Annotated in this window: 16 protein-coding genes; 7 read left to right on the forward strand and 9 right to left on the reverse strand. The window is 66.0% G+C overall.

Features of this window, described 5'->3' with window-relative positions:
- Positions 1–5 precede the first annotated feature (5 nt).
- Positions 6–527 carry an ECF-type sigma factor gene (locus G7Y82_RS15485; RefSeq protein WP_168149041.1) on the forward strand — a complete coding sequence of 174 codons (522 nt, stop codon included), beginning with the start codon at positions 6–8 and terminating at the stop codon, positions 525–527.
- A 4-nt stretch (positions 528–531) separates the two neighbouring features.
- Here the strand turns inward: G7Y82_RS15485 and G7Y82_RS15490 are convergent, their stop codons facing one another.
- A complete protein-coding gene (locus G7Y82_RS15490) occupies positions 532–3,297 on the reverse strand; it encodes a serine/threonine-protein kinase (RefSeq protein WP_168149042.1) in 2,766 nt (921 codons plus the stop codon).
- Between the two features lie 111 nt (positions 3,298–3,408).
- Between G7Y82_RS15490 and G7Y82_RS15495 the strand changes: the two genes are divergently transcribed.
- The 3 genes from G7Y82_RS15495 (at position 3,409) to G7Y82_RS15505 (ending at position 7,501) form a co-directional block, all read left to right on the forward strand.
- Positions 3,409–5,118 (forward strand): glycosyl hydrolase family 18 protein, encoded by a 1,710-nt coding sequence (locus tag G7Y82_RS15495; protein ID WP_168149043.1) that lies wholly within the window; start codon positions 3,409–3,411, stop codon positions 5,116–5,118.
- A 32-nt stretch (positions 5,119–5,150) separates the two neighbouring features.
- Entirely contained in the window at positions 5,151–5,927 is a 777-nt protein-coding gene (locus G7Y82_RS15500) for a hypothetical protein (RefSeq protein ID WP_168149044.1), read from the forward strand.
- 203 nt (positions 5,928–6,130) lie between these two features.
- Positions 6,131–7,501, forward strand: a complete 1,371-nt coding sequence (locus G7Y82_RS15505; RefSeq protein WP_168149045.1) for a choice-of-anchor tandem repeat GloVer-containing protein — start codon at positions 6,131–6,133, stop codon at positions 7,499–7,501.
- 125 nt (positions 7,502–7,626) lie between these two features.
- On the opposite strand, the gene G7Y82_RS15510 is transcribed toward G7Y82_RS15505, so the two are convergent.
- From G7Y82_RS15510 to bcsD, 8 genes are all read right to left on the reverse strand, one after another.
- Positions 7,627–8,022, reverse strand: a complete 396-nt coding sequence (locus tag G7Y82_RS15510) for a hypothetical protein (protein ID WP_168149046.1) — start codon at positions 8,020–8,022, stop codon at positions 7,627–7,629.
- A 77-nt stretch (positions 8,023–8,099) separates the two neighbouring features.
- Positions 8,100–8,504, reverse strand: coding sequence for a tetratricopeptide repeat protein (locus tag G7Y82_RS15515; protein ID WP_168149047.1), 405 nt, complete (start codon positions 8,502–8,504; stop codon positions 8,100–8,102).
- A gap of 8 nt (positions 8,505–8,512) precedes the next feature.
- Positions 8,513–12,547, reverse strand: a complete 4,035-nt coding sequence (locus G7Y82_RS15520) for a cellulose biosynthesis protein BcsC (RefSeq protein ID WP_168149048.1) — start codon at positions 12,545–12,547, stop codon at positions 8,513–8,515.
- A gap of 7 nt (positions 12,548–12,554) precedes the next feature.
- Positions 12,555–13,697 carry a cellulose synthase complex periplasmic endoglucanase BcsZ gene (gene bcsZ / locus G7Y82_RS15525; RefSeq protein ID WP_168149049.1) on the reverse strand — a complete coding sequence of 381 codons (1,143 nt, stop codon included), beginning with the start codon at positions 13,695–13,697 and terminating at the stop codon, positions 12,555–12,557.
- 30 nt (positions 13,698–13,727) lie between these two features.
- Complete coding sequence (bcsB, locus tag G7Y82_RS15530) at positions 13,728–15,974, reverse strand: cellulose biosynthesis cyclic di-GMP-binding regulatory protein BcsB (protein WP_168149050.1); 2,247 nt, start codon at positions 15,972–15,974, stop codon at positions 13,728–13,730.
- A 152-nt stretch (positions 15,975–16,126) separates the two neighbouring features.
- Positions 16,127–18,238 carry a UDP-forming cellulose synthase catalytic subunit gene (bcsA, locus tag G7Y82_RS15535; protein ID WP_168149051.1) on the reverse strand — a complete coding sequence of 704 codons (2,112 nt, stop codon included), beginning with the start codon at positions 18,236–18,238 and terminating at the stop codon, positions 16,127–16,129.
- A gap of 34 nt (positions 18,239–18,272) precedes the next feature.
- Entirely contained in the window at positions 18,273–18,767 is a 495-nt protein-coding gene (locus G7Y82_RS15540) for a hypothetical protein (RefSeq protein ID WP_168149052.1), read from the reverse strand.
- 4 nt (positions 18,768–18,771) lie between these two features.
- Positions 18,772–19,296, reverse strand: a complete 525-nt coding sequence (bcsD, locus tag G7Y82_RS15545; RefSeq protein ID WP_168149053.1) for a cellulose biosynthesis protein BcsD — start codon at positions 19,294–19,296, stop codon at positions 18,772–18,774.
- Positions 19,297–19,621: 325 nt separating this feature from the next.
- Between bcsD and G7Y82_RS15550 the strand changes: the two genes are divergently transcribed.
- The 3 genes from G7Y82_RS15550 to G7Y82_RS15560 are packed head-to-tail and all read left to right on the forward strand — an operon-like array spanning position 19,622 to position 24,287.
- Positions 19,622–21,871 (forward strand): ATP-binding protein, encoded by a 2,250-nt coding sequence (locus G7Y82_RS15550; protein WP_168149054.1) that lies wholly within the window; start codon positions 19,622–19,624, stop codon positions 21,869–21,871.
- 11 nt (positions 21,872–21,882) lie between these two features.
- Positions 21,883–22,347 (forward strand): response regulator, encoded by a 465-nt coding sequence (locus G7Y82_RS15555; protein WP_168149055.1) that lies wholly within the window; start codon positions 21,883–21,885, stop codon positions 22,345–22,347.
- Positions 22,344–24,287 carry a hybrid sensor histidine kinase/response regulator gene (locus tag G7Y82_RS15560; RefSeq protein ID WP_240954339.1) on the forward strand — a complete coding sequence of 648 codons (1,944 nt, stop codon included), beginning with the start codon at positions 22,344–22,346 and terminating at the stop codon, positions 24,285–24,287. Before G7Y82_RS15555 ends, G7Y82_RS15560 begins: the two co-directional genes overlap by 4 nt.
- Positions 24,288–24,337 lie beyond the last annotated feature (50 nt).

Consider the following 24,337-nt stretch of genomic DNA (forward strand, 5'->3'; position numbering starts at 1 on the left):
CGGTCATGGAAGCCCCGATCCCGGATGCCGGTGCCGATACGCTGATCAGCGAGCTCTATCGCGATCTGCGCCGTATCGCCCATGCCGAGCGTCTGCGGGTGGGGCAGCCGATGACGCTGCAGACCACGGCCCTGATCCATGAGAGTTATTTCAAGCTGCAGCGTGCCGGCGGCTGGCAGGACCGGCAGCACTTCCTGCGTACGGCGGCCGCGGCGATGCGGCAGATTCTGATCGACGGTGCGCGGGCGCGGACCGCCGCCAAGCGCGGCGCCGGCGAAGCCGCGCTGCCGCTGGAGTTCGCCGAGGCGCTCCTGGATATCCCCGATGAGACCCTGATCCGGCTCGGCGAGGCGCTGGAAGAACTGGACCGCGTCGATCCACGCTTGTCGCAGATCGTCGAATGCCGTTTCTTCGCTGGCTACAGCGAAACCGAGACAGCGGAAATCATGGGCAGCAGCGAACGCACTGTGCGCCGCGACTGGACTCGCGCACGGGCCTGGCTGTATCGGGAGATCGGCGAAAGCTGAGCGTCTATTCGCGTGTCGTCGGGCTTTCCGGTGCGTCGTAGCGGCGGCTGGCGGCCAGCGCCCGGGCACGCCACTGCGCAGCCTGGCTGGCATCGCCGGCGGTGCTCAGCGCGTCGGCGTAAATGCGCCACAGGTAAGGCCCCATGCGGACATCGATGAAACCCTGCGCCTGATCGAAGCGGTCGATTGCAGCTTTGGCCTGGTGCACGGCGCCATCGATGTCGCCACTGATCAGCGCAACCCGAGCGAGATCGCCCTGCGCGAGCGCGATATGCGAAAGCGGCCGGTCGTGCGCTTGCGCCATGACCTCGTCGAACTGTGCCTTGGCGCCGCGCGTATCGCCGTGGTCGAGGAGAAAGCGCCCCCAGCGTTCGCGGATCGCCAGTACCGGCTGGAAATCCGGCGGGTCCTTGGCGACGCGCTCGTCCAGCGCCAGCTTGAGCATGCGCCGCGCGTCGTCTGTGCGGCCGGCTCGGTCGTAGGCGTCGCCCAGCGTCGCGCGTACACGCGGCAGCGCGAAGTCGTAGTCGGCAGCTTGGCGATACTGCCGCTCTGCAGCTTCGAGCAGCGGGATCGCCGGCAGCGGCCGCCCCTCGGCGGCCAGACAGTTGCCGTACCACTCGCCGACCTGTGCGGCATCGATGGCATCGGCGGGTGACGGCGTACGGGGGAGCTGTGCCATCAGCGCGGCGAATTGCGTCATCGCCTGCTGACGGTCGCCGAGCAAATGCATCATGCGCGCGCGAAACGCCGCGGGAATCCAGTACGGCCGGGCCTGTTCGCCGTACGTGCGGCGCGCATAGTCGACGACTTCGTCGTAGGCCTGTTCGGCGCCGCGAATGTCGCCCTCAAATTGCAGCGCTCTGGCCAGATTGCCGTAGATCGTCTGCCGCTCGGCATCGTCGCGGCGCAGGTCGGGAACCTTGACCGCCAGTGCCTGCTGGAAGCGTGACGCGGCGTGGTGATAGTCGAGCCGCGCGGCATAGACCGTGCCGAGGTTGCTGAGCGCCGTCACGTAGCCGGGCGCCTGCGGCGCGACGCGTGCATACAGCGCGATTGCTTGTTGCAAGGCCTGCTCCTGCGGTTGTTGCATCTGTCCGTCGTGCATCAGCAGGTTGCTGCGTAGTAGCCACCAGCGCGCGCGCAGCTCGGATTGGTCGGCGCCGGCCTGATGCAGGCGTCGATCGGCCTGCGCCAGCCAACGTTGCGCGCAGGCGTCGTCGAGTTGCGTCAGACACTCTTCGGCATCGTCGAGCAGGCCGCCGATGACGGCGGGGTGCAGGTCGCCGAACCGTGAGCGCGCCAGCTCGATCTGCTGCCGATGCAGCGCGTGATATCGATCGGTCTCGCCAAGCTCGCCGTAGATGTCGGCGACCGTGCCGAGCAGTTCGATTTCCGTCTGCGGATCATTGGCGAACTGCGTGGTGATGCGGCCGGCGCTTTGATCGAGTAGCTCGCGTGCGGTGATCTGTCCGCGCGGCTTGTCGGACGCGACGCGGGGATCGCTGGCGCGGAAGACCCCGATCAGAAAATCACGCGTGGCCTGGGCGCGGTCGGCTTCGCGTTGCGCACGCAGGGATTGCCAGACGATACCGCTGACGCCGGCGACGACCGTCAGTGCCAGCACGGCGCCGGCCGCCACCCACCCACGGCGGCGGCGCAGAAAGCGGCGGAGGCGATAGCTCAGATGCTCGCCGCGAGCATGGACCGGCTTGAGCTGAAGATGGCGCTCCAGATCGTCCCACAACGCGGACGCGCTGGCGTAGCGGCGCTCGATTTCCGGTCTCAAAGCCTTGAGCACGATCGCATCGAGATCGCCGCGGATCTGCGCGACGCTGATCGGACTTTCGGAAGACGCGCCGGCGACGACGCTCGGCGGTGGCGGCAACGCCCGCTCGGCGCGCTGCAGCAGCGACGGCAGCGAATGGCCGCCACGCCACGGCGGCCGGCCGCTGAGCAGCGTGTAGAGCACCGCCCCGAGCGCGTAGACGTCGGTGGCCGTGGTCGGAATGCGGCCCTCGATCTGCTCAGGCGCCGCGTAGTCGGGCGTCAGCAGGGCTTGCGTGTGCGTCGCGCCGTCATCGTCGACCAGCAGCCGGGCGATGCCGAAATCGAGCAGCTTGATCTGGCCATCGGGGGTGACGTGGATGTTTGAAGGCTTCAGGTCACGATGGACGACGAGATGGCGGTGCGCATAACTGACCGCTTCGCAAATCTGCCTGAACAGCGCGAGCCGCTGCGCAACATCGAGCCCGTGATGGCGGCAATGCGTCAGCAGGTCATCACCGTCGACGTATTCCATCGCCATATACGGCCGCCCGTCGGCGGCGATGCCGCCATCGACGAGCCGCGCGATGCCGGGATGTTCGAGTGTGGCGAGGATGCGCCGTTCATTGTGGAAGTGCTCGGCGCGGCCGACCGCTTCGGGGCGCAACAGCTTCAGCGCCACCTGTTGCGCAAACGACGGGTCGCATCGTTCCGCCAGATAGACCTCGCCCATGCCGCCGCGGCCGATCAGACGCAATACGCGGAATGCGCCGACCTTGGTGTCGGCACTCAGCGAGCTGTAGGGGGTCGTGCCGACCAGGCGCCGTTCGAGAAACGCGTCCGGCACGGCAAACATGTCATCGAGTGCCGCGACCAGCGCCGGCTCGCCCGACAGGGCGGTGAGCCGCTCGGCGCGCTGCGCAGGCGTCAGATCGAACAGCTCATCGAACAGCTGATGGATTCGTTGCGCATCTGCTGCCGATTCATCGTCAGTTCCGCTCAAGGCGATTTCCCCCAATCCCCTTTTAAAAGGTAGCGCACGTCGCCGAGCGGCGCGACGTGGCCGGTTTCGCCGCCGCTTCGCGTTCTAGGTGTCAGGAACAGGGAGCACACCATGAAGGGCTGCATTCGTTTACGTTCGGCGGCGATGGCCGCATGGCGGTCACGTGCCGGTGGTTTCGGCACGGCGGGTAGTGGTCGGGCGCGCGGCAGTGACCGCGCCCTCAATGCGCCGGCCTTGACGGCGTCACTCGTGCTGGGCGGGTTCAGCTGCTTGGGGCTGACGTTACTGCTGTGTGCGGTGATGCTGACGGCCTGCGGCGGCGGTGGCGGCGCGTCCGGCGATGGCGCCCCGGCCACGCCGAGCGCAACGCTCAGCGCGTCAGCCGACACCATCGCGCAAGGGGCCTCGGTGACGCTGAGCTGGATCTCGTCCGACGTCAGCCGTTGTAGCGCGATGAGCAACGATCCGGGGTGGAGCGGCGACTTGCCGACGCACGGGCAGAAAACCGTGACACCGCCGGGACCCGGTGACTACACCTACGCGCTCTCGTGCACGGGCGCCGACGGTGTGGCGAAGAGTTCGCTGACCGTCACCGTCAGCGGCGCAACGACGGCGAAGATCGGCTGGGTCGATGGCTACTACGCCGCATACAAGGCACAGGACCTGCCGGTCAGCGCGGTGCCGTTCAGTTCCATGACGCATGTGATCCACTTCTCGCTGGTGCCTGCGCACCGCGCCGGCAGCGGCAGCAGCCAGGCGACCGAAGGCACGGTCGGCACGCTGACCGATCCTTTCGGCCTCAAGGCACAGAGCGCCGATCTGGTGAGCGCCGCACATGCGGCGGGCATCAAGGTCTTGCTCGGCATCGGCGGCGACACGTCGGTCGATGCGCCGTTGGGGTTTCAGCAGGCCACGGCCGACACGCAACATCGCAATGCGCTGGTCAATGCGATCGTCGCTGCGGTGCAGGCCGGCGCTTACGACGGTGTCGACGTCAACTGGGAATCCGTGAATCTGCAGACCGATGTGTCGGCGGTGCAGGACTTGTTGCATGCGCTGCGCATGGCGCTCGACGAAGCCTCGCCGCAGACGCATCTGCTGCTGGCTTATCCGGCCGCCACCGCCAGCAACAGTTCCGACTATGCGGCGCTGGCGCAGATGCTGCTGCCGATCCAGAACGATCTGGATCAGATCAACCTGCAGACCTATGTGATGGCCGGGCCGTATCCGGGCTGGGTGACGTGGTTCAACTCGCCGCTGCACGCCGGCGACTGCACGTTTGCGAGCACCGGACAGAAGCCGCCGGCGATCGACAGTACCGTCAGCGCTTTCGTTGCGGCCGGTATCGATCCGTCGCGCATCGGCATCGGCGTGCAACTCGTCGGCGTCGATTGGCAAGGCGGCAGCGGTACCGACACCGGCGGCGTCAGCAAGCCCTGCCAGAGCTGGGATACCAGCGCTCAGGCTGCAGACGGTCAGGATCGCGGCGCGCCGGACTATGGCAACTGGCGCTTCCGGGACGTCGCCGATGTCCTGCGCGACGACACGCAGGCGAACGGCTACGTCGCCGGCTATGACAGTCAGGCGGCCGCGGCGTGGCTCGGCAGGGACGAAGCGGGTGACAGTAATGACCACTTCGTCAGCCTCGAGACCGCGCAGTCCATCGCGGCCAAGGCGCAGTTCATTCAAGCCCAGGGGCTGGGCGGAATGATCGTGTTCGAGATTTCGCAGGACTACATGCCCGAAGCGCAGGGCAGCGATGCGCAGCATCCCTTGATGACGGATATCCGTCGGGCGATGACCGCCAGCAACGGCCTTTGACGGCATCGATCGATCACGACGTGGAGCAGACGATGAAGATGAAGACGACGACACTGATGGCGTTGTGGGGAGCGGCTGCGCTTTGCGCACAATCGACAGCCTGGGCCGACGTGCAGGCTGCGGCCAGGCTGACGCCGCCGCAGCGGATCGAAGCGCCCACGACGGCGAAAGGTTTGTCGTTGTTGGGCGTACTCAAAACGCCCAAGCCGGTTGTCTGGGGCAATGCGGCATCGGCTGCGGTGCTGTTCACCGCCGGCTGCTCCGCGAGCGTGACCGGCTACGACCGCTGCGTCGATGTATCGCCGGGCATGCCAGCGGCCTACGACATACGCGATCTGTCGAGTGTGACGCTGCCGGCGCGCGCCAGCCGTACGCTGGTCTGCCCGCTGATCAGCAATCACTATCTGTACAACCTCATGAACACGGTCGTGAGTTACACGACCGGTGGCGGTGTGCGCTTCGATCCGTATTACACGATCGATTCGGCCACGTTGGACGATCCGTCGTTGATCGATCCGAGCACCGGGCAGGCCTACGCCGGCAAGCTCGATCTCAGTGCCTCCGCGACGTATTCATACGGCACCAACAATTTGCGGCCCGGATTGCCGGAGTCGCAGCAGGGCGAAGTCAGCCGCAGTTGTGTGGGTGGCCTGACGGCCGATTTCTTCGAATCGGTTTACGGATTGCCGTCGGCGACGGCCGAGAAACTCATCGCCGGGGCACTCACCATCCACCTGAATCTACGCGGTGAGACCACCAATTTGCATGACGGCAGTTATCTGCTCGGATTGCGCTTGATCAGTGATTAAGACCCCTTCTTTGGCACTGCGCAACGATTTTGGGCGCCGGCCGAATCGCATGATGTTCATCCAGACGGAGCACATCGATGTTATTGACGCCTTTCGCGCGGCAGACATGCCGGGCAAGCAGATTAACCCTGTTGCTTTGTACGATCGCCGGCGCCGGGCTGTTGCCTGCGTGTGGAGGCGGCTCGTCCGGCGGCGGTGCGACGATGGCCGATGTTTACGGCGTCGGCGGCACGATCACCGGTCTGCTTGCGGGGCAGAGCATCATCTTGCGCGACAACGGCGGTGATGATTTATCGCTGGCCGGAACCGGTGCCGATCAGCACTTTGTCTTTTCCTCACGCCTGGCGAGCGGAAGCGATTTCGACGTCACGGTCGAACAGCAGGCCGAGGATCAGGTCTGCACGGTCATCAACGGCAGCGGCACGGTCCCCGACGGCGATATCGATGAAGTCGCGGTGCGCTGTTACCGCTATCGCCAGCTCTATTCGTTCAAGGGCCAGCCGGACGGTGATACGCCATCCGGGCGTCTGGCGTTGGATTCGCATGGCAACCTGCTGGGAACCACGGCATACGGTGGAGCCGCATCGGGCGGTACGATCTTCAAGATTGCCCCGCAGGGCGCGGAATCCATCGCCTATTCGTTCGGTGCCGACGCGGCTGGTGGGCTTTATCCGAAAGGCCTGGTCACCGGCCGTGACGGCGTGTTGTACGGCACGACGCAGCAGGACGAAGACCCCAACACCAACGGCACCGTGTTCAGCTTCGATCCCGACGCGCAGATGTTGCGCGATTTATGGGAGTTTTCATCGTCGGACAACGACGGCGCGTTTCCCAGTCCGGATCTGACCGAAGATGCAGAAGGCGTGTTGTACGGCACCACCTATGCAGGAGGTTCATCTGGCAAGGGCGTGGTCTATCGTCTGGTGCCTCAAGGCGGGCAGCGCGTCGAACAGGTGCTGCACTCGTTTTCCGGCGCCGATGGCGACGGGCAGAATCCGGTCGGTGGGCTGGTCCTGGATCTCGCCGGCAATCTCTACGGCGTCACGCAAAATGGCGGGGCCGGGCAGCAGGGCATGATCTTCAAGATCGAAGCGGACGGCACTCTGATCGACGTGCATGATTTCGGTGCCGACGGCGATGGGGGTCAACCACTGGCCGGACTGGTGGCCGGGGCCGATGGAAAACTCTATGGCACGACCTTGCGCGGCGGCCAGTTCGACGATGGCACGGTCTACCGATTCGATCCGCAACGCAACACCGAAGATGTCGTGCTGTCATTCGATCCGGCGACGGTCGGCAGCGCGCCGTACGGTGGCCTGCTGGTCGACGAGGCCGGCAATCTGTTCGGCACGGCGTCGAACGACAGCGGGGCTAATCAGCGCGGCGCCGTGTTCATGATCGAAGCGACGACGAACAACGTCTATGTGTTGTACCGCTTCGATGACGAGTTGCCGGCGGCCCACAACCCGCGCGCGACCTTGATCATGGATGCGGACGGCAACATTTACGGCACGACGCAAAGCGGTGGCACGAACAACGTCGGGACGGTGTTCACGCTATCGGCACACGGCTGATGCGTCGCCGGCGCGCTAGGCGGTGCGCGTGATGCGAGCGTGACAAGACAAAGCGGCTGCGCCGGCAACGAGATGTTCTTTCGTGGTGGCGCAGCCGCTTGTGTGCAGCGGCACTGTGGTCTCAATCAGTGATGATCGTGTCCGTGCCCATGACCATGGCCTTCGTCATGACGGTCGTGGCCGGGCGGACCGTGGCGGCGTTGATAGTCCGGCACGTAGACCGAGTTGTACCAGTTGTCCTGCACGAAATAGACCGGGCGGCCGCAGGCGTGGTACTGCGCGCAATGCTGGCTCCAGTGCTTTTCGTGACCGGGCGGGACATGCAGGTAGACCGGCGGCGGCGGTGCGGCGACGCGCTGCACGATGACCGCCTGCGGGTAGACCAGCTGTGGGGCTGGCATGTTGCCGACATTGATCTGGCCGTAGAAACCCGGCTGGCCGACCGAAACCGAGACGCCGACATCCGCCTGCGCAGCGCCGCAGGCGAGGGCGCCGATCAGCGCCACTGCGTACTTGATCATGACGAGAACTCCGTATCCCTGACGGCCGGCACCCTAGCGCCACGGCCCTGAACGCCAGCCGCAGGCCGTCGGTCAGTTCATTCGTCCCAGAGTGGCGGCGGGTCCGGCAGCATCGACGGTAGGTGATCGAGCGGTACCGCGTCCATTTGCTGCTTGTTGGCGCCGATCTTGGCGGCGATCCACTCGCGCAGTTTCTTGCGGTTGTCGGCAATGACCGGCTGGTCCGGTTCGAGGCGCGCAGCGCGATCGAGCAGCTGAAGCGCGGTGTATACATCGCCATCGCGCGTGCGGACTACGGCCAGATTGTTGAGCTGTACCGGATCGAACGGATTATCGCCGAGCGAATCTTCGAGGGTCGTGACGGCTTGCGAGACCTTGCCGTTCTCAAGCAGCGACTGCAGCTGCGCCGAGGTGGGCGCGGCACCGGACTGTGCCACGGCGACGGTCGGTACCAGCAACAGCGCGGCGATCCAGGCTTTCATGCAGGCGCTCATGGCAGCGGCCCCTTGAAGATGCTCGGTATTTGCGGTTCGGTCGGCACCATCTGTACGCCGCCGAAGTAGTAGCGCAGATAGCCGATCAGATTGATTTCCTGATAGTCGCGGGCATTGTCGACGCTCAGCGTGCCGCCGAGCTGGAAGTTGTCGGTCAGGCGGTACTGCGCGGCGCCGCCGAAGCGGTAGCCGAGGCCGGTGTTCTTCTGCGAGGCGTAGCCGGTGGGGATGTCGGACGACGCTTCGTAGTCGGCCAGTTCTTCGACTTCGTCCTGCAGCGCGCCGTTGTTGGGATACAGCGCCGTACCGTCCTCGCGGAAGCTCTGGATACCCATCGCCGCGTCGAGGCGGTAGCTCAGTGAGCCGACCGAGCCGGTGAACGACGCCGGTATCGTCAGCGCACTGAAGAACTGCGGACTGAAGTAGCCGCCATGGCCGAAGCTGTAATAGCGCAGATTCTTGTCGTAGCCGAAGCTGGTCAGATTGACGCCGACCGTCAGCGTCTGCGTGCCGCGCTGGTAGGCACGTACGAACAGGCCGCCGCCCAGTTCGAACTGCGTGTTCTCATCGACGTTGCGACCGGTCAGCGCGTAATAGCCGCCGTTGCCGTACAGGCCGTAGCGGCCGAAGTCGTAGGCGATGTCGGCGCGCGCACCGCTGCGCACAACGCCGCCCCAGTCGCGACCGGTCAGCGGATCGTAGGCGCCGGCATACGACAGCAGGCTGTCGGTGACGGCACGACGCGAAAGATCCAGCGTCAGACTCCACGCCCCGAACGACGGCGACCACTGCAGGCCGCCGACCAGGCTCTCGACGCGAAAGCCCAGCGGCGTGGTGCCGAGGTCGGCGACGAAGTCGCCGATCTGGTAGGCGGCGCCGACGGCTAGGCCGCTGTCGGTCTGATCGAGGTTGTCGCTCTCGCCGTTGATCAGCGCCAGCGTGCCGTACTTCATCAGCGTGGTGGTGCCCGACACCGTGCCGGCGTCGAGATAGGCGGGGCGCAGGCGGATGCCGATGCGGCCGCCACGGAACTCGCGGCTTACCCAGTCGATCGGCGTTTCCAGATCGAACAGCTTGCCCAGTCCGGCTTCACCATCGCGCGTGCGGCTGTTGAACCCGCCGAGCATCCAGCCGCTGACTTCGCCTTCGAGGCGGTCCATCGGCTTGACCTGCGAGGCGTCGAACGGCGGCGTCCATTGCGAGTCGGCCACCGGCGTGTGCATGCGACGATCCATCTGCAGCGCCACCGGCGTGCCCGAGGTGGCGCTGCCGCTCGTGCCCGTCGTGCTGCCGGCGGCGCCGAGCTGGGCGTCGAGGTGATAGCCGCCGTAGCGCGCATCCTGTGCCGAGATGGGGCGACGTACTGGTGCCGGCAGCGGCGCTTCGGTGCCGGCGTCCGGCGCACGCGGCAGCAGCGGGCCGATCGGCACGTCGGTGCCTTGCAGCAGGTCCTGCATCGGACCGGGCAGCGACTTGGCGCCGCCGGTGGCCGGGTCGATCAGCATCAGCTCCGGCGGCGCGGCCGTGTAGTCGCGCTGCTGTTTGGCCAGCGCGTCGGCTTCGCGATAGTGCGCCAGTGCTTCGGCCTGGCGGCCACGCAGCTCGGCGAGCCGGCCGGCCGCGCGGTGCGCGGCAACGAGATCGGTCTTGCGGTTAAAGGCGACGTCGATCCACTGCGCTGCGGTGTCCTTGTCGCCCGCCGCCAGCGCCGCGTCGATCGATGCATACAACTGCTCGTCGGTCGGCTGCGGCTGGCTCATCAGCGAACGGGCGATGGCCAATGCCTTGTCCGGCTCACCGGCCGATGCGAACAGACGCGCCAGCGCCATCTGTACACGCGGCTGATCCGGATAGCGCGCGACGACTTCGCGCAGCTGCTTGTAGGCGGCGCCGAAGTTGCCTTCCTCGCGTGCACGGTCGGCCAGCTTGATGCGATAGCCGACGATCAGGTCTTCGAGCGTCTTCGACTGCTGCGGCGACATATCGCCTTTCTGGATCAGCGTCGTGCTGACGGCTTCGAATTCGGCGTCCTGATCGAGCTGCAGCAGCAGCGCGGCGTACTGGATGCGATCGCCGGGATCCGGCTCGCCGCGCTTGGCGAAGCTGCGGCGCAGCACCGCGACCGCGCGCGCCGGATCGCCGAGTGCGGCCCAGCCCTGCGCCAGTGCCGAGGCCAGCGACGGGTCGTCACCGGCGGCGGTGACGGCGTCGCCAAGCCACTCGGCCGCATGGCTGGCGTCGCCTTGCTTGGCCGCCTGCGTCGAACGTTGAACCTGATAGCGGACCCAGGCCTCGCGCTGCAGCTTGCGCGCGTCCGGCGTGCGATCGGCCGTGGGCAAGCCTTCCAGCGCCATCAGCGCGTCGTACCAGCGCTGTTGCTCGGTGAAGGCGTAGGCCTGCGCCAGATGCGCCTGGGCACTGTTGCCCGCGGCCTCGGTCATCGAGTTCAGCAGCTGCTCGGCGTCATCGTCGCGACCGGTGCGGCGATAAAGGCGCGCCAGATCGAGGCGTATCCACGGCGATTCCGGTGCGGCGGTCAGCGCCTCGCGCAACTTCTGCTCGGCTTCGGCGTTGCGGCCGGCCGCCATCAGCGCCTCGGCCTGCTGGCGTGCCAGCTCGGCCTGGGTGGTGCGGAACTCCGCGCGCGAGGCTTCCGGCGCCGTGGCCAGCAGCTTGCTCGCCTCGTCGCTGCGGCCACCCTTGTAGAGCAGGGCGGCGAGACCGCTGACCAGCTGCGGGTCGTTCGGGTGCGCGCGCAGGCCGGTACGCAGCTGCTGCTCGGCGAGTTTGGATTGGTTGTTGGCGACCAGCGTGTCGGCATAGGCGCGGGTGATCGCCGACGGCACGCCGCCCGGCGGCGGGCTGGCGACGGCCTGGGCGTAAAGCGCCTCGGCGCTGCGAGTGTTGCCGGCGTCGCTGGCGCGCTGCGCATCATGCGCGCGGCTCCAGAACAAGGCCGTGCGGCGCGCCTCGCGATAGCGCGGTTCCAGCGACGGCTTGGCACGAATGGCCGTGTCGAACAGCGACGTGGCGTCCTTGAAGCGCTGCTGACGCAAGCGGATCAGGCCCAGACCGGCGCGTGCATCGGCAGCGCTGCTGCCGCCTTTGCCGACCAGGCGTTCGAAGCTCGATTCGGCGGCGTCGAGTTCGCCGGCATTGAGATTGCGGAACGCGCGCGCGAGTTCGGCGCCTTCCGCTTCGCTGGCCTGCGCGGCGACGGCGCCGGCCTTGGCGTTCTTCAGCGCGTCGAGCTTTTCTGCAACCTGCGGATCGTTGCCGGCATTGTCGAGATAGGCTTGGTACAGCGCCTGATCGGCCGGCGTCGCCTGCAGCCAGATCAGCGCCTGGCGCCAGGCCTTGCGTGCGTCGAGACCGTACTTCGGATCGCCGGCCATCTCGCGCAGCTTGGCGATGCCGTCGCGGCGCGTGTTGGCGCGGTAAGTCAGCACGCGAGCATAGGTCAGCGCGTAACGCGGATCGTCCGGGTTGCGCTGCGCAAGCTTGGCCAGGGCGTCGCGTGCCTCGCCGTAGCGCGATTCGATGCCGGCCATCGTCTCGTAGTACTCGAGCGCGGTCAGATCGTCGGGCGGCTGGTGGCCACCGAAGACCTGGTCGTAGACGCCGATGGCATCGGCGGCGCGGCCCTGCTGCGCAAGCTGGCGTGCACGGCTGATGGTGGCGGCATTCGTTGCGCCGGACAGTTGTTGCTGGGCGCGCTGCGTGGCGCTCGAATCCGGGGCGACGCGGCGCAAGGTGTCGAGATAGCGCTGCGCCTCGCCGCGGTTGCCGTTCTGGTTCTCGATCTCGGCGAGCCGTGCCAGCGCCTGGGCATTGTTCGGGTCGGCCTGCAGCACGCGCTTCCAGCTTTCGAGCGCGAGGTCGGGGCGTTGCTTGGCGTCCCAGAACTGCGCCTGCTGCACGAGCTGGCTGACGGCCGCGTTGTCCTGTGCCCAGGCCGCCATCAGCGGGCTCGCGGCGATCAAGCCGGAGCACAGCCCCAGGGCGACGCCGTACTGTTTCGCGGCTCTCATTGCCATGTCATTGCCATGAAGGAATCAGTCTGCCTTTGGCGTCGAAGCGGAAGCGACCGTCGACGAAGCCTTTGCCGAACAGCGCGAGCACCTGGTCATAGTAACGGGCCGGCTTGCCGTAGAGGCCATCGACCTGTGTCTCCTGCAGATGCGTACGCGCCTTGTTGTAGGAATCGGGGTCGCCGAGACGGCGCAGGAACGGCATCAGCGCCGCATAGAAGCCCGGCGGCGCATTGCCGCTGATCCCGCTGTTGCCAGTCGTCCAGTGTTCCGGGATCTGTCCTTGCAGGGCTTTGACCATGTCGCGATAGCCGCGCAGTACGCCGCACAATTTCTGTCCGTTGTTGTCCCCTGGCGGCATCATACCGGCCCACAGATAGACGCGAATCGCGTCATAGCTGCCGGCGCCGCCGGTCTGCGGATCGACGACGATGCGGTCGGTATGCCAGCTGGTCCAGTCCGGCACGCGGCCGAGCGGCGCGATCTGCGGCAGCAGCGCCGCATAGTCGCCGAGCAGGCGCAGCCACGGACCGTTCGGCTCGTGCGTCTGCAGGCCGACCAGCTGCATCGGCACGTAGTAGCTCGGATTGAAGCGCACGCTGCCGTCCTGGCCAACGAAGCCCTGCGGTCCGGGCAGCAGCAGCATCGGCCCGCCCGGCACCTGCACGATCTCCTGAGCCTCGACCAGCTTGAGCAGCGCGTCGGCAGTCTTGACGTAGTCCGGCACGTTCCAGAGCCGCCCGGCTTCGAGCAGCGTGTAGGCCAGCCACAGGTCGGCGTCGCTGGCCGAGTTCGGGTCGAGCACGCCCCAGCTGCCGTCCTGGCGCTCGCCCCACAACCAGGCGGGCAGGTTGTGCTGCAAATCGCCCTTGGCGAGGTTCTGCTCGGTCCAGCTCAGCAGCTGCGCGAAGCGCCGGCGGTCATTGGCGACCAAGGAGAAGAACAGCGCGTAGGCCTGGCCTTCGGACACCGTACGGGCGTGATCGGTCCAGTCGATCACCCGGCCCTGCGGGTCGATGAACGCGGTATCGAACGACTGCCAGTCTGGCCAGTCGATGGCGTGTGGCGCCGCCGGCCACGCGGCCGTTGTCAGCAAGGCCGACAACGCCGCAAGCCAGGCTCCGGCAGTCCTGATGATCGTTCTGGGCATCCGCATCCTGATGTCAGCGATCGCTGTGCCTCATTTGCCTTGCAGACGCGCCTTGGCGCGGCGGCGCAGCACCGCGTTGAGCAACACCGCGACGATGATCACCAGAATCAGCGCCAGCGGCCAGATCAGGTAGGGATGCTGGCTGAACCAGCGCTTCAGCGCGAACCACCATGGCAGATGGCCGACGTCGTAATGGCTGCCGAAGTCGTAGCCGCTGACCTGATCGCCACGGACCAGTGTCAGGCCGCCGCGGATGAACTGCGATTCGCCCGGATCGGTCAGTGCCAACGCCGCGTCACGCACATCGCCGTCACGGCCGGCGGTCAGCATCACGACGCTGTGGTGCGCCGACAGCGGCGACTCGAAGCCCATCAGTGCCGCGAAGTCCTGGCCGGCCTGGACGATGACGCTGCTGGCGTGCGCACGCGCCGAATCGACGTCGCGGTCGAACAGATAGCGTTCATTGATCGCGGTCAGCCAGCCGATCGGCACCAGCTGCAGGCGGGTGCCGTCGAGCCGCAGCGGCATCTGCTGGGCCCAACCCTCGGGCAGTGCCAGGCGGTCGAGGCGGCCGACGACCAGCAGATCGCGATCCTTGACGGTGTCGAGCGCGTCGATCGTCGTCACCACCACGCGGCTCGCGGCATCACGCGTCCAGCGGCCGATATGGCCGAGCGCGATCAGCGCCGCCGAAATGTCGTTCTCGTTCGGCGTGCTCGGCAGCACGATCGCGGTATCGGCAAGATCGGCGAGGCGCGAGTACGGGAAGGCGCCGTCGGCGAACTTCTCGAGGGCCGGCATCTCGGTGAAGTGCGCGTAGTTGTGAATGTCCAGCGTCGAGGCGGGATCGATCGAACCCTGCAGGCTGGTCGCGTCGAAATCCTGGCAGACGGTATTGGTGTCGCGGCGGAAGTGGTACTGCGCGTCGAGACGGTTGTGCGCGTGCAGGGCCTCCGGCGGCAGCGTCACGTCGAGCGTCGAGCTGCGATCGACCTTGGCGCCGGGTTTGCTGCTGCGGTTGAGCGCGACACCGCCGGCGAACTGATCATTGATCAGTACGTTGAGCGACGAGTTGACGGCGGCGATCGGCGCGGCGCGGTACTTCAGGTCGGCCTGGATGCTCTTGTCGCTGAGCGGGTACAGGTCGGGCGGCAGCGAGAACTCGAAGCTGATCGGCCCCGGCACCAGGCCGGTGACCGACATCGGGCCGGTGGCGGCGTCGGCCAGCGGGAACGGCTTGCTCGGGTCGACCCAGCGCGACGACGTCCAGGGCGCGCGCGGCGGCGGCAGTTCGAGTGCACTGATCTGCGCCTGGGCGCCATGCAGGGCGATGCGGCCCAGCGCCAGCGCCTGCGCCGCTTCGACCAGGCCGCTCGCATTTGGCGCCGAGAACACTAGCACCTGCGCGCCCGGAGCGACCGGGTTTTCGGCGACGGAGATGGTCGGTTCGCGCGCATTGGCGTAGCGCTCGAAGCCGGCCGGCGCGTTGGCGCCGTCGATGAACAGTACCGCATAGCCGGCCGGCAGCGTGCCGAACGAGACCGGGAAGTTGGCGCCGCGATAATCGGCCTGTCCACCGAACCAGGCGGCGACGATGCCGGCTGCCTTCACCGTGTCGTTGTCGGGCGCGCCGTTGAACACGAACGGCAGATACAGGCGCCGCTCGTCACCGCTGTCGAACAGCGGGGCCGGCAGGCGATCGAGCGACGGCACCGTCGCCAGCGGCGACAGGCTCAGCTCGATCTTCGAGTCGTTGCTGATGTCGGCCCACAAGGTGCTATGCGCCGGGTCCTCGCATTCATTGGGCTTGGCGTAGTGCGCAACCAGTTCGAAACGCAGCTGGTTGTGCGGCAGCAGCAGACGCGGGTCGATCGGAATGCGCACCGTATTGCCGGACGCAGTTTCCGCGCTCAGCGGCATGGTCTTGAGCAGCTGATCGTTGAGATAGACGCTCAAATGGCTGAGGTCGAAGCGCAGCGACGGCGAGTGCGCGTAATGCAGGTCCAGTGTGGCGGCGGTCACGATCTGGTCGGAGCGCAGATTCAGCGGCAGCGATGCCTGCCCGTACACGGTCCGCAGCTTCATGCTGTAGATCATGCCGAGATCCTTGAAGCTGATCGTTCTTGCGGTCTGCGCGAAGGCGCGGTCGGTCGTTACCGTTACCGTTACCGGGGTCGTCGCCGTGCTCGACACGTCGGTGGCAGCGGCCGCACTGGCGGCCACCAGCAGTGCGGACATGCCGCTCAACAACTTCGCAATATTCTTGTTTACACGCATGAAACGCTGCTCCCTTGATGAGCATGGGCTCGGCGCCATTGCCGAACGAACCTCTCAGAGCCAGTGAATGAATCGCCCGCCCGACATTTTGCGCCCCCGCGGCGCTGCACCCCAACTGATTCCCACGGCCACAAGGGCCGCATTGCCTGCGCTTAGGCCGCCTTGGTCGGCGCGGTTCGGGTACCGCGCTGCCAGATCGCTTTGACCACCCAGGCAAAGAAGTCGCGGCCACCGCGAATGCCGTAACGACCGACCTCGAACAAGGCCCTCAACGGCCGGTCCGGCTTCTGATGCTCGCGCCACTGGATCCATGCGTCGGCGCGGCCGAACAGCGCCTGGACCAGCGCACTCTCCTGCGGGATCGACATCTCGTTGAGCTTGGCGGCGACCAGGCCGCGACCGGCACGCATGACCTTGGCGTCGAGCCAGACATCGTTGCGCTCCGGCATCAGCAGAATCTGCAGGCTGTCGCCTTGCTTGAGATCGACCGCTTCCGGCAGGCGCAGCGCGACGCCGCTGTACGACACGTCCAGCGTCTCGGTCATGTAGGCGCCGCTGTCGGCATGGCTGCGGATGGCCGCCTGCAGCTTGGTGCGCACCCGTACTGCACTGCGCACCTGGCGCTTCTCATTGGCGACCGCCAGCGCACCGCCGGCAATGATGAGGTTGTAGACCGTCCAGCCGATGTTGAGCATCAGCGTGTCGGCATGCGGACCGCCGATCAGCAGCCGGATGATGCCGACCGTGAAGCCGATCAGGTTCAGCGAGAACAGCAGGTAGTACGGCCGCGCGATGTCCTTGTCGAAGTAGTCGCGATCGACGATGCCGCCCTTGGCGGTGACGTTGAACTTGCCGAGCTTGGGGTTGATGACGGCCAGCAGCGTCGGCACCAGGATGAAGGTCGCCAGCACCGTCTCGTAGATTTCGGCCCAGAACGAATGGCGGAACGGCCCCTGCAGGCGACTGTTGGTGGTGGTGGCCAACATTACGTGCGGCGCGGCATAGGCCAGCACCATCCAGCCCTGTGCCTTGATGATCTCGGCGCCGAGCAGCAGATAGGCCAAGGGCGAGGTCAGAAAGATCAGACGCGGCAGTCCGTAGAAGAAATGCAGCATCGCGTTCGAGTAGCAGATGCGCTGGCCGAACTTCAGGCCCGGCATCACCATCGGATTGTTGACGCGGAAGATCTGCGCCATGCCGCGAGCCCAGCGAATACGTTGGCCGACGTGCGCCGACAGCGATTCGGTGGCCAGGCCAGCCGCCTGCGGGATATTGATGTACGCGCTCTTCCAGCCGCGCGTGTGCATGCGCAGCGAGGTGTGCGCGTCTTCGGTGACGGTCTCGGTGGCGATGCCGCCGATCTGTTCGAGCGCTTCGCGGCGCAGCACCGCGCACGAGCCGCAGAAAAATGATGCGTCCCAGAAATCGTTGCCGTCCTGGATCAGGCCGTAGAACAGCTCGCCCTCGTTCGGCACCTTGCGGAAGGTCGCCAGATTCTTCTCGAACGGGTCGGGCGAGAAGAAGTGGTGGGGCGTCTGCACCAGCGAAACGGTCTTGTCCTGCAGCATCGACCCCATCGTCATCTGCAGGAACGAGCGCACCGGAATGTGATCGCAGTCGAAGATCGCGATGTACTCGCCACCCGTCTTCTTCAGCGCCGCGTTGATGTTGCCGGCCTTGGCGTGCTTGTTGTCGGTGCGCGTGACATGTGTGACGCCGACGGTTTCGCAGAACTGGCGGAACTCGTCGCGGCGACCGTCGTCGAGCACGTAGACCCGGAACTTGTCGCGGGGCCAGTCCATGGCCAGCGCCGCGAGCACCGTCGGACGGACGACGGCCAGCGGCTCGTTGTAGGTCGGGATATAGATGTCGACGGTCGGCCACTGGGAGGGATCGTCGGGCAGTGGCGCCGGCTTGCGGTGCAGTGGCCAGATGGTCTGCACGAAGCCGAGAATCAGGATCACGTAGGCGTAGATTTCAGCGCCGACCAGGCCCAGCGACAGGAACAGGTCCCAGGCGTTGAATTCGGGGCCGATCGGCAGGGTCTGCGTCAGTCGCCAGTACAGGTAGCGCGTGCTGGCGATGGTCGACAGGCCCATCATCGCCAATGCCCATCGATAGTCCTTGAGGCGGATCAGCAGATTGGCCGTGATGACCATGCCGATCGCCGTGAAGGTCTGCCAGAACAGTGACAACGGGGCCGTCACCAGTGCGTAGACCGGGATCGCAAGCGACGCGATCAGCAGCAGGCTCAGCAGCCGCATGCAGTTCCTCCCTGATCAGCTAGCGGCCCGCCGTTCAGCCTCCGCATTGTCGAGCGGCGGGGGGCTGGTTCAGGCCGTTGAACAGCTCGCGCAGCGTGCGCTGCTGCAGACGCTCGAGGCGTTCCGGCAGCGTGACGCGATAGCGGGGCGGCAGCTGCAGGTGGAGCAGCGTGCCCTGCGCACGGGCCGGAACCGCCTGGCGGCGCAGGCGTTCGAACGTGAAGTTGAGCGGGCTTTCGTGCACCTTGGCGCGCGGCGCGGCCGGCGCAGCGGTCGGGCCGGCGCGCTCGGTCGCCAGCGTGGTCGGCAGCGTCACGACCGGCGTTGTCGGCCGTTCTGTGGCGACGAGGACCGGCGGCGCCAGAGGGGCACTCGGGGCCGCCGGTACATCGACCGGCGTCAACGGCGCCGCGTCAGCGAGTTTGATCGTCGCAGCGTGACCGGGGTTGAACTCGCGATACTGAAGGTCGCCGAGCCGCCGGTCTTTCATCAACTGGTCGACATCGTCGGACGACTTGCGGTCAGGCATGAGTTCAGACTCCAAACGACGATTCGTGAGCGAAACGCAGGCGGACGACCCCGCTGGCCAGGGTTTGATCCTCGATTTCGCGGACATCGAGCCGCTCGTCGGCACCCAGCTGCGTCATCCACTCCGCATACAGGCCTTCGAGCAGTCCAGCCGACCATTCCGCGGCGGCCGCGCCAAACCAAGCCTTCAGCGGGGCAGCACCATGCAAGAAGTCTACCGCGCCCGACACCTCTTCGACCTGCATCCAGCCCAGATCGAGGTCAGCCAGACGCCGCGACGCGAAGCCTTCGAATTCTGCCAGGGTTTTGATGCCGTCGGCGGCGTGTTCGCGCGCAATCGAGCGGCCGACGCGATACAGCAATGCCCGCAGCTGCGGTACCGGCACCTGCTCGGCGAGTTCGCCGCCGAGCGCACGCAAGGTCAGAGCCGCCGCGGTGGTCCGGGGCAGCTGCATCAGATACGTGAATGACCGTTCGTCCACCGGAACTCCCTTTACGGTGCAATTTGATGATCCATCGGGATTTTCCATTGCTCACCCTGGGACCGCAATTGGAATAATTGTCTAACCGGGCTGGGTAAGTCACGAATAGGCGCCAAACGGAGAGGCGTGGCGGCCAGGCGGCTTGATTTCGCGAGGGGCATGGGCGACAGTGATTTCGATCCGCGGCGCCGCCGACGGATCGACGCTGTACCAGACCATGGACATTTTTCAGTTCACACGACTCAGGGAAGAGTTCGCGTCATGTGGTCGCCGCTCAGTGCCGAGCCTTCGGGTTTGCGGCGTGCGGCGCGGCCGACGAGCGCCTTGACCATGGTTGCCGCTCCTCCCTGTGCAAGGACTCGGGACCTTCACTATGGCCCATGAAACCAGCGTGCCGTCCACGCTGCTGGCCGATTGCGACCGCGAGCCGATCCACATTCCCGGCGCTATCCAGCCGCAGGGCGTGTTGCTGTGCCTGCGCGAACCTGAGCTGACGATCGCGCAGGCCAGCGCCAATTTGCAGCAACTGACCGGTCAGCCGGCCGAGCAGGCACTCGACCAACCGCTGGCGGCCGTCTGTGGCGAGGATGCCGCGGCGATGTTGCGTCGTGCGCTGGCGTCGGCCGCGGTCGATGCGCGGCCGTTGTATGTGGGGCTGATCGGGATCGGCGGGCATGGTGTCGATGCCATCGTCCATCGCCACGAGGGCGTGCTGATCCTCGAGCTGGAGTTCACCACGCGCGAGGATGCGAACCGTTACACCGCGATGTATCCGTTGGTGCGCTCGTTCGTCGCCAGCCTGCAAAGCGTGCACTCAGTGCCCGAGCTGTGTCAGCTCGCGGCCGGCGAGATGCAGCGCATCACCGGCTTCGGGCGAGTGCTCGTCTATCGTTTCAACGAGGACGGCCATGGACACGTCATCGCCGAGACCCGCGCGCCGGAGTACCCGTCGTACCTTGATCTGTATTTTCCGGAGTCGGACATTCCACGTCAGGCACGTGCGCTCTATCAGCTCAACCACATCCGCCTGATTGCCGATGCCGAATACCAGCCGTCGCCGCTGGTTCCGGCCGTCAACCCGATGACCCAGCGGTCGACCGATCTGAGCTATGCGGCGCTGCGCAGCGTGTCGCCAGTGCATGTGCAGTACATGAAGAACATGGGCACGCTGGCGTCGATGTCGATTTCGATCGTCGTCGATGGCGCGCTCTGGGGGCTTATTTCCTGTCACCACGCGACCGCGCGCCACGTGCCGTTCGAGCTGCGCACTGCTTGCGAGCATCTGGGGCAGATCCTGTCGCTGCAGATCGAGGCCAAGGAGGATCGCACCGAATCGGCGCACCGCCTCGAGCTGCGCCGCATGCTGGTCGATCTGCTCGGCGCGATGGCCGAGACCGACGTCATCAACGGTCTCAAGGCGAATCCGGCCGACCTGCTGCGCTTTGCGGCCGCCAGTGGTGCGGCGATCGTCGCCGATGGCGGCTGTGAGCTATTCGGTGACACGCCGTCGGCGGCCGAGGTGACGCGGCTCGCGGACTGGATCGCCGCACACACGACCAGTGGCGTCTATGCCACCACCAGCCTGGCCGGCGATTATCCCGACGCCGAACACCTGCAGCCCCAGGTCGCTGGGGTGCTGGCCGCGTCGATTTCGCAGATTCACCGCAACTATCTGATCTGGTTCCGGCCCGAGGTGGTGCGCACCGTGAAGTGGGCTGGCCGGCCGCAGAAGACGGCGGGCGAGGGCGATGATGCGCCAGTGGTGCTGCATCCGCGCAGCAGCTTTGACGCCTGGGCGCAGACCGTGCGTGGCAGCTCACTGCCGTGGCGCAAGAGCGAGATCGAGGCCGCCGAGGAGTTTCGTGATGCGATCCTCGCCATCGTGCTGCGCCGCGCCGAGGAAATGGCGGCGCTGGCCGGCGAGCTGGAGCGCTCCAACCGCGAGCTCGAAGCCTTTTCGTATTCGGTGTCGCATGACCTGCGTGCGCCCTTGCGCCATATCGTCGGCTATGCGGATCTGCTCGATGAATTCGAGGGCGCGCAGCTCAGTGAGCGCGGCCGGCGCTTTTTGCGCAACATCGGCGAGTCGGCACATTTCGCGGGTACGCTGGTCGATGATCTGCTGACGTTCTCGCAGATGGGCCGCGCTGCACTGCGTATCACCCGTGTCGATCTCAATGCGCTGGTGGAATCGGTGCTGCGCGACCTGGCGCCCGACCTGCGTGGGCGTGACATTCAGTGGAAGATTGGGACCTTGCCGACGGTCCGCGCCGACCCCAGCTTTTTGCTGCTGGCGTTACGCAACCTGCTATCGAATGCCATCAAGTACACGCGGACGCGGCAGACGGCGGAGATTCAGCTAGAGGCGGAGGAGGACGCCGACAGTCATATTGTTCATGTTCGAGACAACGGCGTCGGTTTCAATATGCAGTATGCTCCAAAATTGTTCGGCGTCTTTCAGCGTTTGCATCGCATGGAAGACTTCGAAGGCACAGGAATCGGTCTTGCCAACGTCCGTCGCATCATCGAGCGACATGATGGGCGCGTGTGGGCGCGTGGCGAGCCGGATCGCGGAGCGGAGTTTTCTTTTTCACTTCCGAAGATTCCGGTGCCGGTCAGTTAGGACATCCGTGCATGCTCAAGCCTATCCTGCTCGTCGAAGACAATCCCAAGGACCTCGAACTCACGCTCATTGCGCTGGAGAAAAGCCAGCTCGCGAATGAAGTCGTGGTGGCCCGCGATGGCGCCGAGGCCGTCGACTATCTGCATAACCGCGGCGATTACGCCGAGCGCCCGACCGGCAATCCAGCGGTGATCCTGCTCGACCTCAAACTGCCGAAGATCGATGGCATCGAGGTCTTGCAGATGGTCCGCTCGACCCCGGAGCTCAAAAGCATTCCGGTCGTGATGTTGACCTCCTCGCGTGAAGAGCGCGACCTGCTGCGCAGCTACGAACTCGGCGTCAACGCCTACGTCGTCAAACCGGTGGCGTTCCGTGAGTTCGTCGAGGCGATTGCCGACCTCGGCGTATTCTGGGCCGTGCTCAATGAGCCGCCGCCGGGCTCGACGCGTGTCGTGCGCCGAGGCAACGGCGGATGAGTGCCGACGACGCGCCCGCGATCGCGGCACTGCGGGTGCTGTTGGTCGAGGACAGCTCGCTCGATGCGGAGCTGACCCAGGCACGCCTCGAAGCGCTGGACTATCCGCTGCGGGTCGACGTGGTCGACAACGAGCGTGATTTTCGCGCGTGCCTGGCGGCCAACGACTACGACATCATCCTCGCCGACTTCATGCTGCCGCAGTTCTCCGGGCCCGAGGCCCTGGTGATTTCGCGCAAGCAGGCGCCGGACGTGCCGTTTGTGTTCGTCTCCGGGGTGCTCGGCGAGGAGCACGCGGTCGACATGCTCAAGCAAGGCGCGACCGACTATGTGCTCAAGCAGCGCCTGCAGCGTCTGCCGACCGTGGTGCAGCGCGCGCTGGCGCAGGCCCGCGAGCGCCACGATCGCATTCGTGCCGAACGCGCGCTGCGTGAGTACGAAACCAGCTTTCGCCTGTTGATCAACGCGCTGCGCGACTATGCGGTGATCGGTCTCGACGTCGATGGCCGGATTCGCAGCTGGAACAGCGCGTCCGAACACCTGCTGGGCTATCCGGCCGAGCGCATCATGGGCGAGACGATTGGTCGTCTCTATGAGTCGAGCGACGGTGAAGCCGGTGTCGAGCACTCGCTGGCGACCGCGGCACGCGACGGCAGCCACGTGCGCGATCTGTGGATGAAGAGCCGCAGTGGCGAGGCGTTCTTCGCCTCTGTGGTGACGACGGCCATTCACAGCGAAAGCGGCGAGCTGATCGGCTTTTCCAAGATCATTCGCGACATGACCGAAGCGCGTCGCTCGGCCGATGCGCTGAAGGCGGCGAAGGATCAGGCCGAAGCCGCCAATGCCGCCAAGGACCGGTTCCTGGCAATGCTCTCGCACGAGCTGCGCACACCGCTGACGCCGGTGATGGCGGCGGTCACGCTGCTCGAGCGCAAGGCCGCGCTCAGCGACGAATTGTCCGAACTGGTGCCGATGATCCGTCGCAATATCGAGCTTGAGGCGCGCCTGATCGACGATCTGCTCGACCTGACATCGATCGCACACGGCAAGACCGATATCCATGTCGCCCGTCTCGATCTGCACGACACGCTCGGCGATGTGTTGGCGACGGTGCGCGTCGAAGTGCAGGCGAAGAACCTGCAGCTCGAAACCCGGCTTGATGCGCGTCGCAGTCAGGTCGATGGCGACTTCGCGCGCCTGCAGCAGATCGTCTCCAACCTGCTGCGCAACGCCATCAAATTCACGCCGCCGGGCGGTTGTGTCAGCCTGCGCTCGTACAACCCGGACGACGAGCATGTCGCGATCCGTATCGAGGATTCCGGCATCGGCATCAGCGAAGCGGCGATGCCGCGTATCTTCACCGCCTTCGAGCAGGCCGACACGTCGATCACCCGGCAGTTCGGCGGTCTCGGGCTGGGCCTGGCGATTGCCCAGGCGTTGGCCCGCAAGCACGGCGGCGAGTTGCTGGCGGAAAGCCACGGCACCGGACGGGGTTCTGCGTTCACGATGATCCTGCCATTGATCGGCGAGATGCGCGTCGCCGAGGCGCCGTCGCGTCCGGTGGTCAGCGACAAATCCGCTGGACAGCGTTCGCTGCATATCCTGCTGGTCGAGGACAATCACGACACCACGATTGCGATGGTGACGCTGCTCGAACTCAGCGGACACAGCGTCTCCACTGCCGGTACGATCGGCGAGGCGCAGCAACGCATAAGCGATGAGCGTTTCGATCTGCTGATCAGCGACCTGGGGCTGCCCGACGGTGATGGCGCGGACGTTGCCCGTGCGTTTTCGCAGCACCAGCAGGCGCCGTCGATCGCCATGACCGGCTATGGCATGGACGAAGACCTGCGGCGCTGCCGCGAGGCCGGGTTCACGGCGCATGTGACCAAGCCGATCGGCTTCGATCAGCTCAACGAATTGATACGCTCGCTCGCCTGAGTGCTTTTCCAAGGCGGGGCAGTAGTTTGTCCCTACATCCACCGTATAGA

The sequence above is a fragment of the Solimonas marina genome, assembly GCF_012241385.1.
Classification (GTDB): Bacteria; Pseudomonadota; Gammaproteobacteria; order Nevskiales; family Nevskiaceae; genus Solimonas; species Solimonas marina.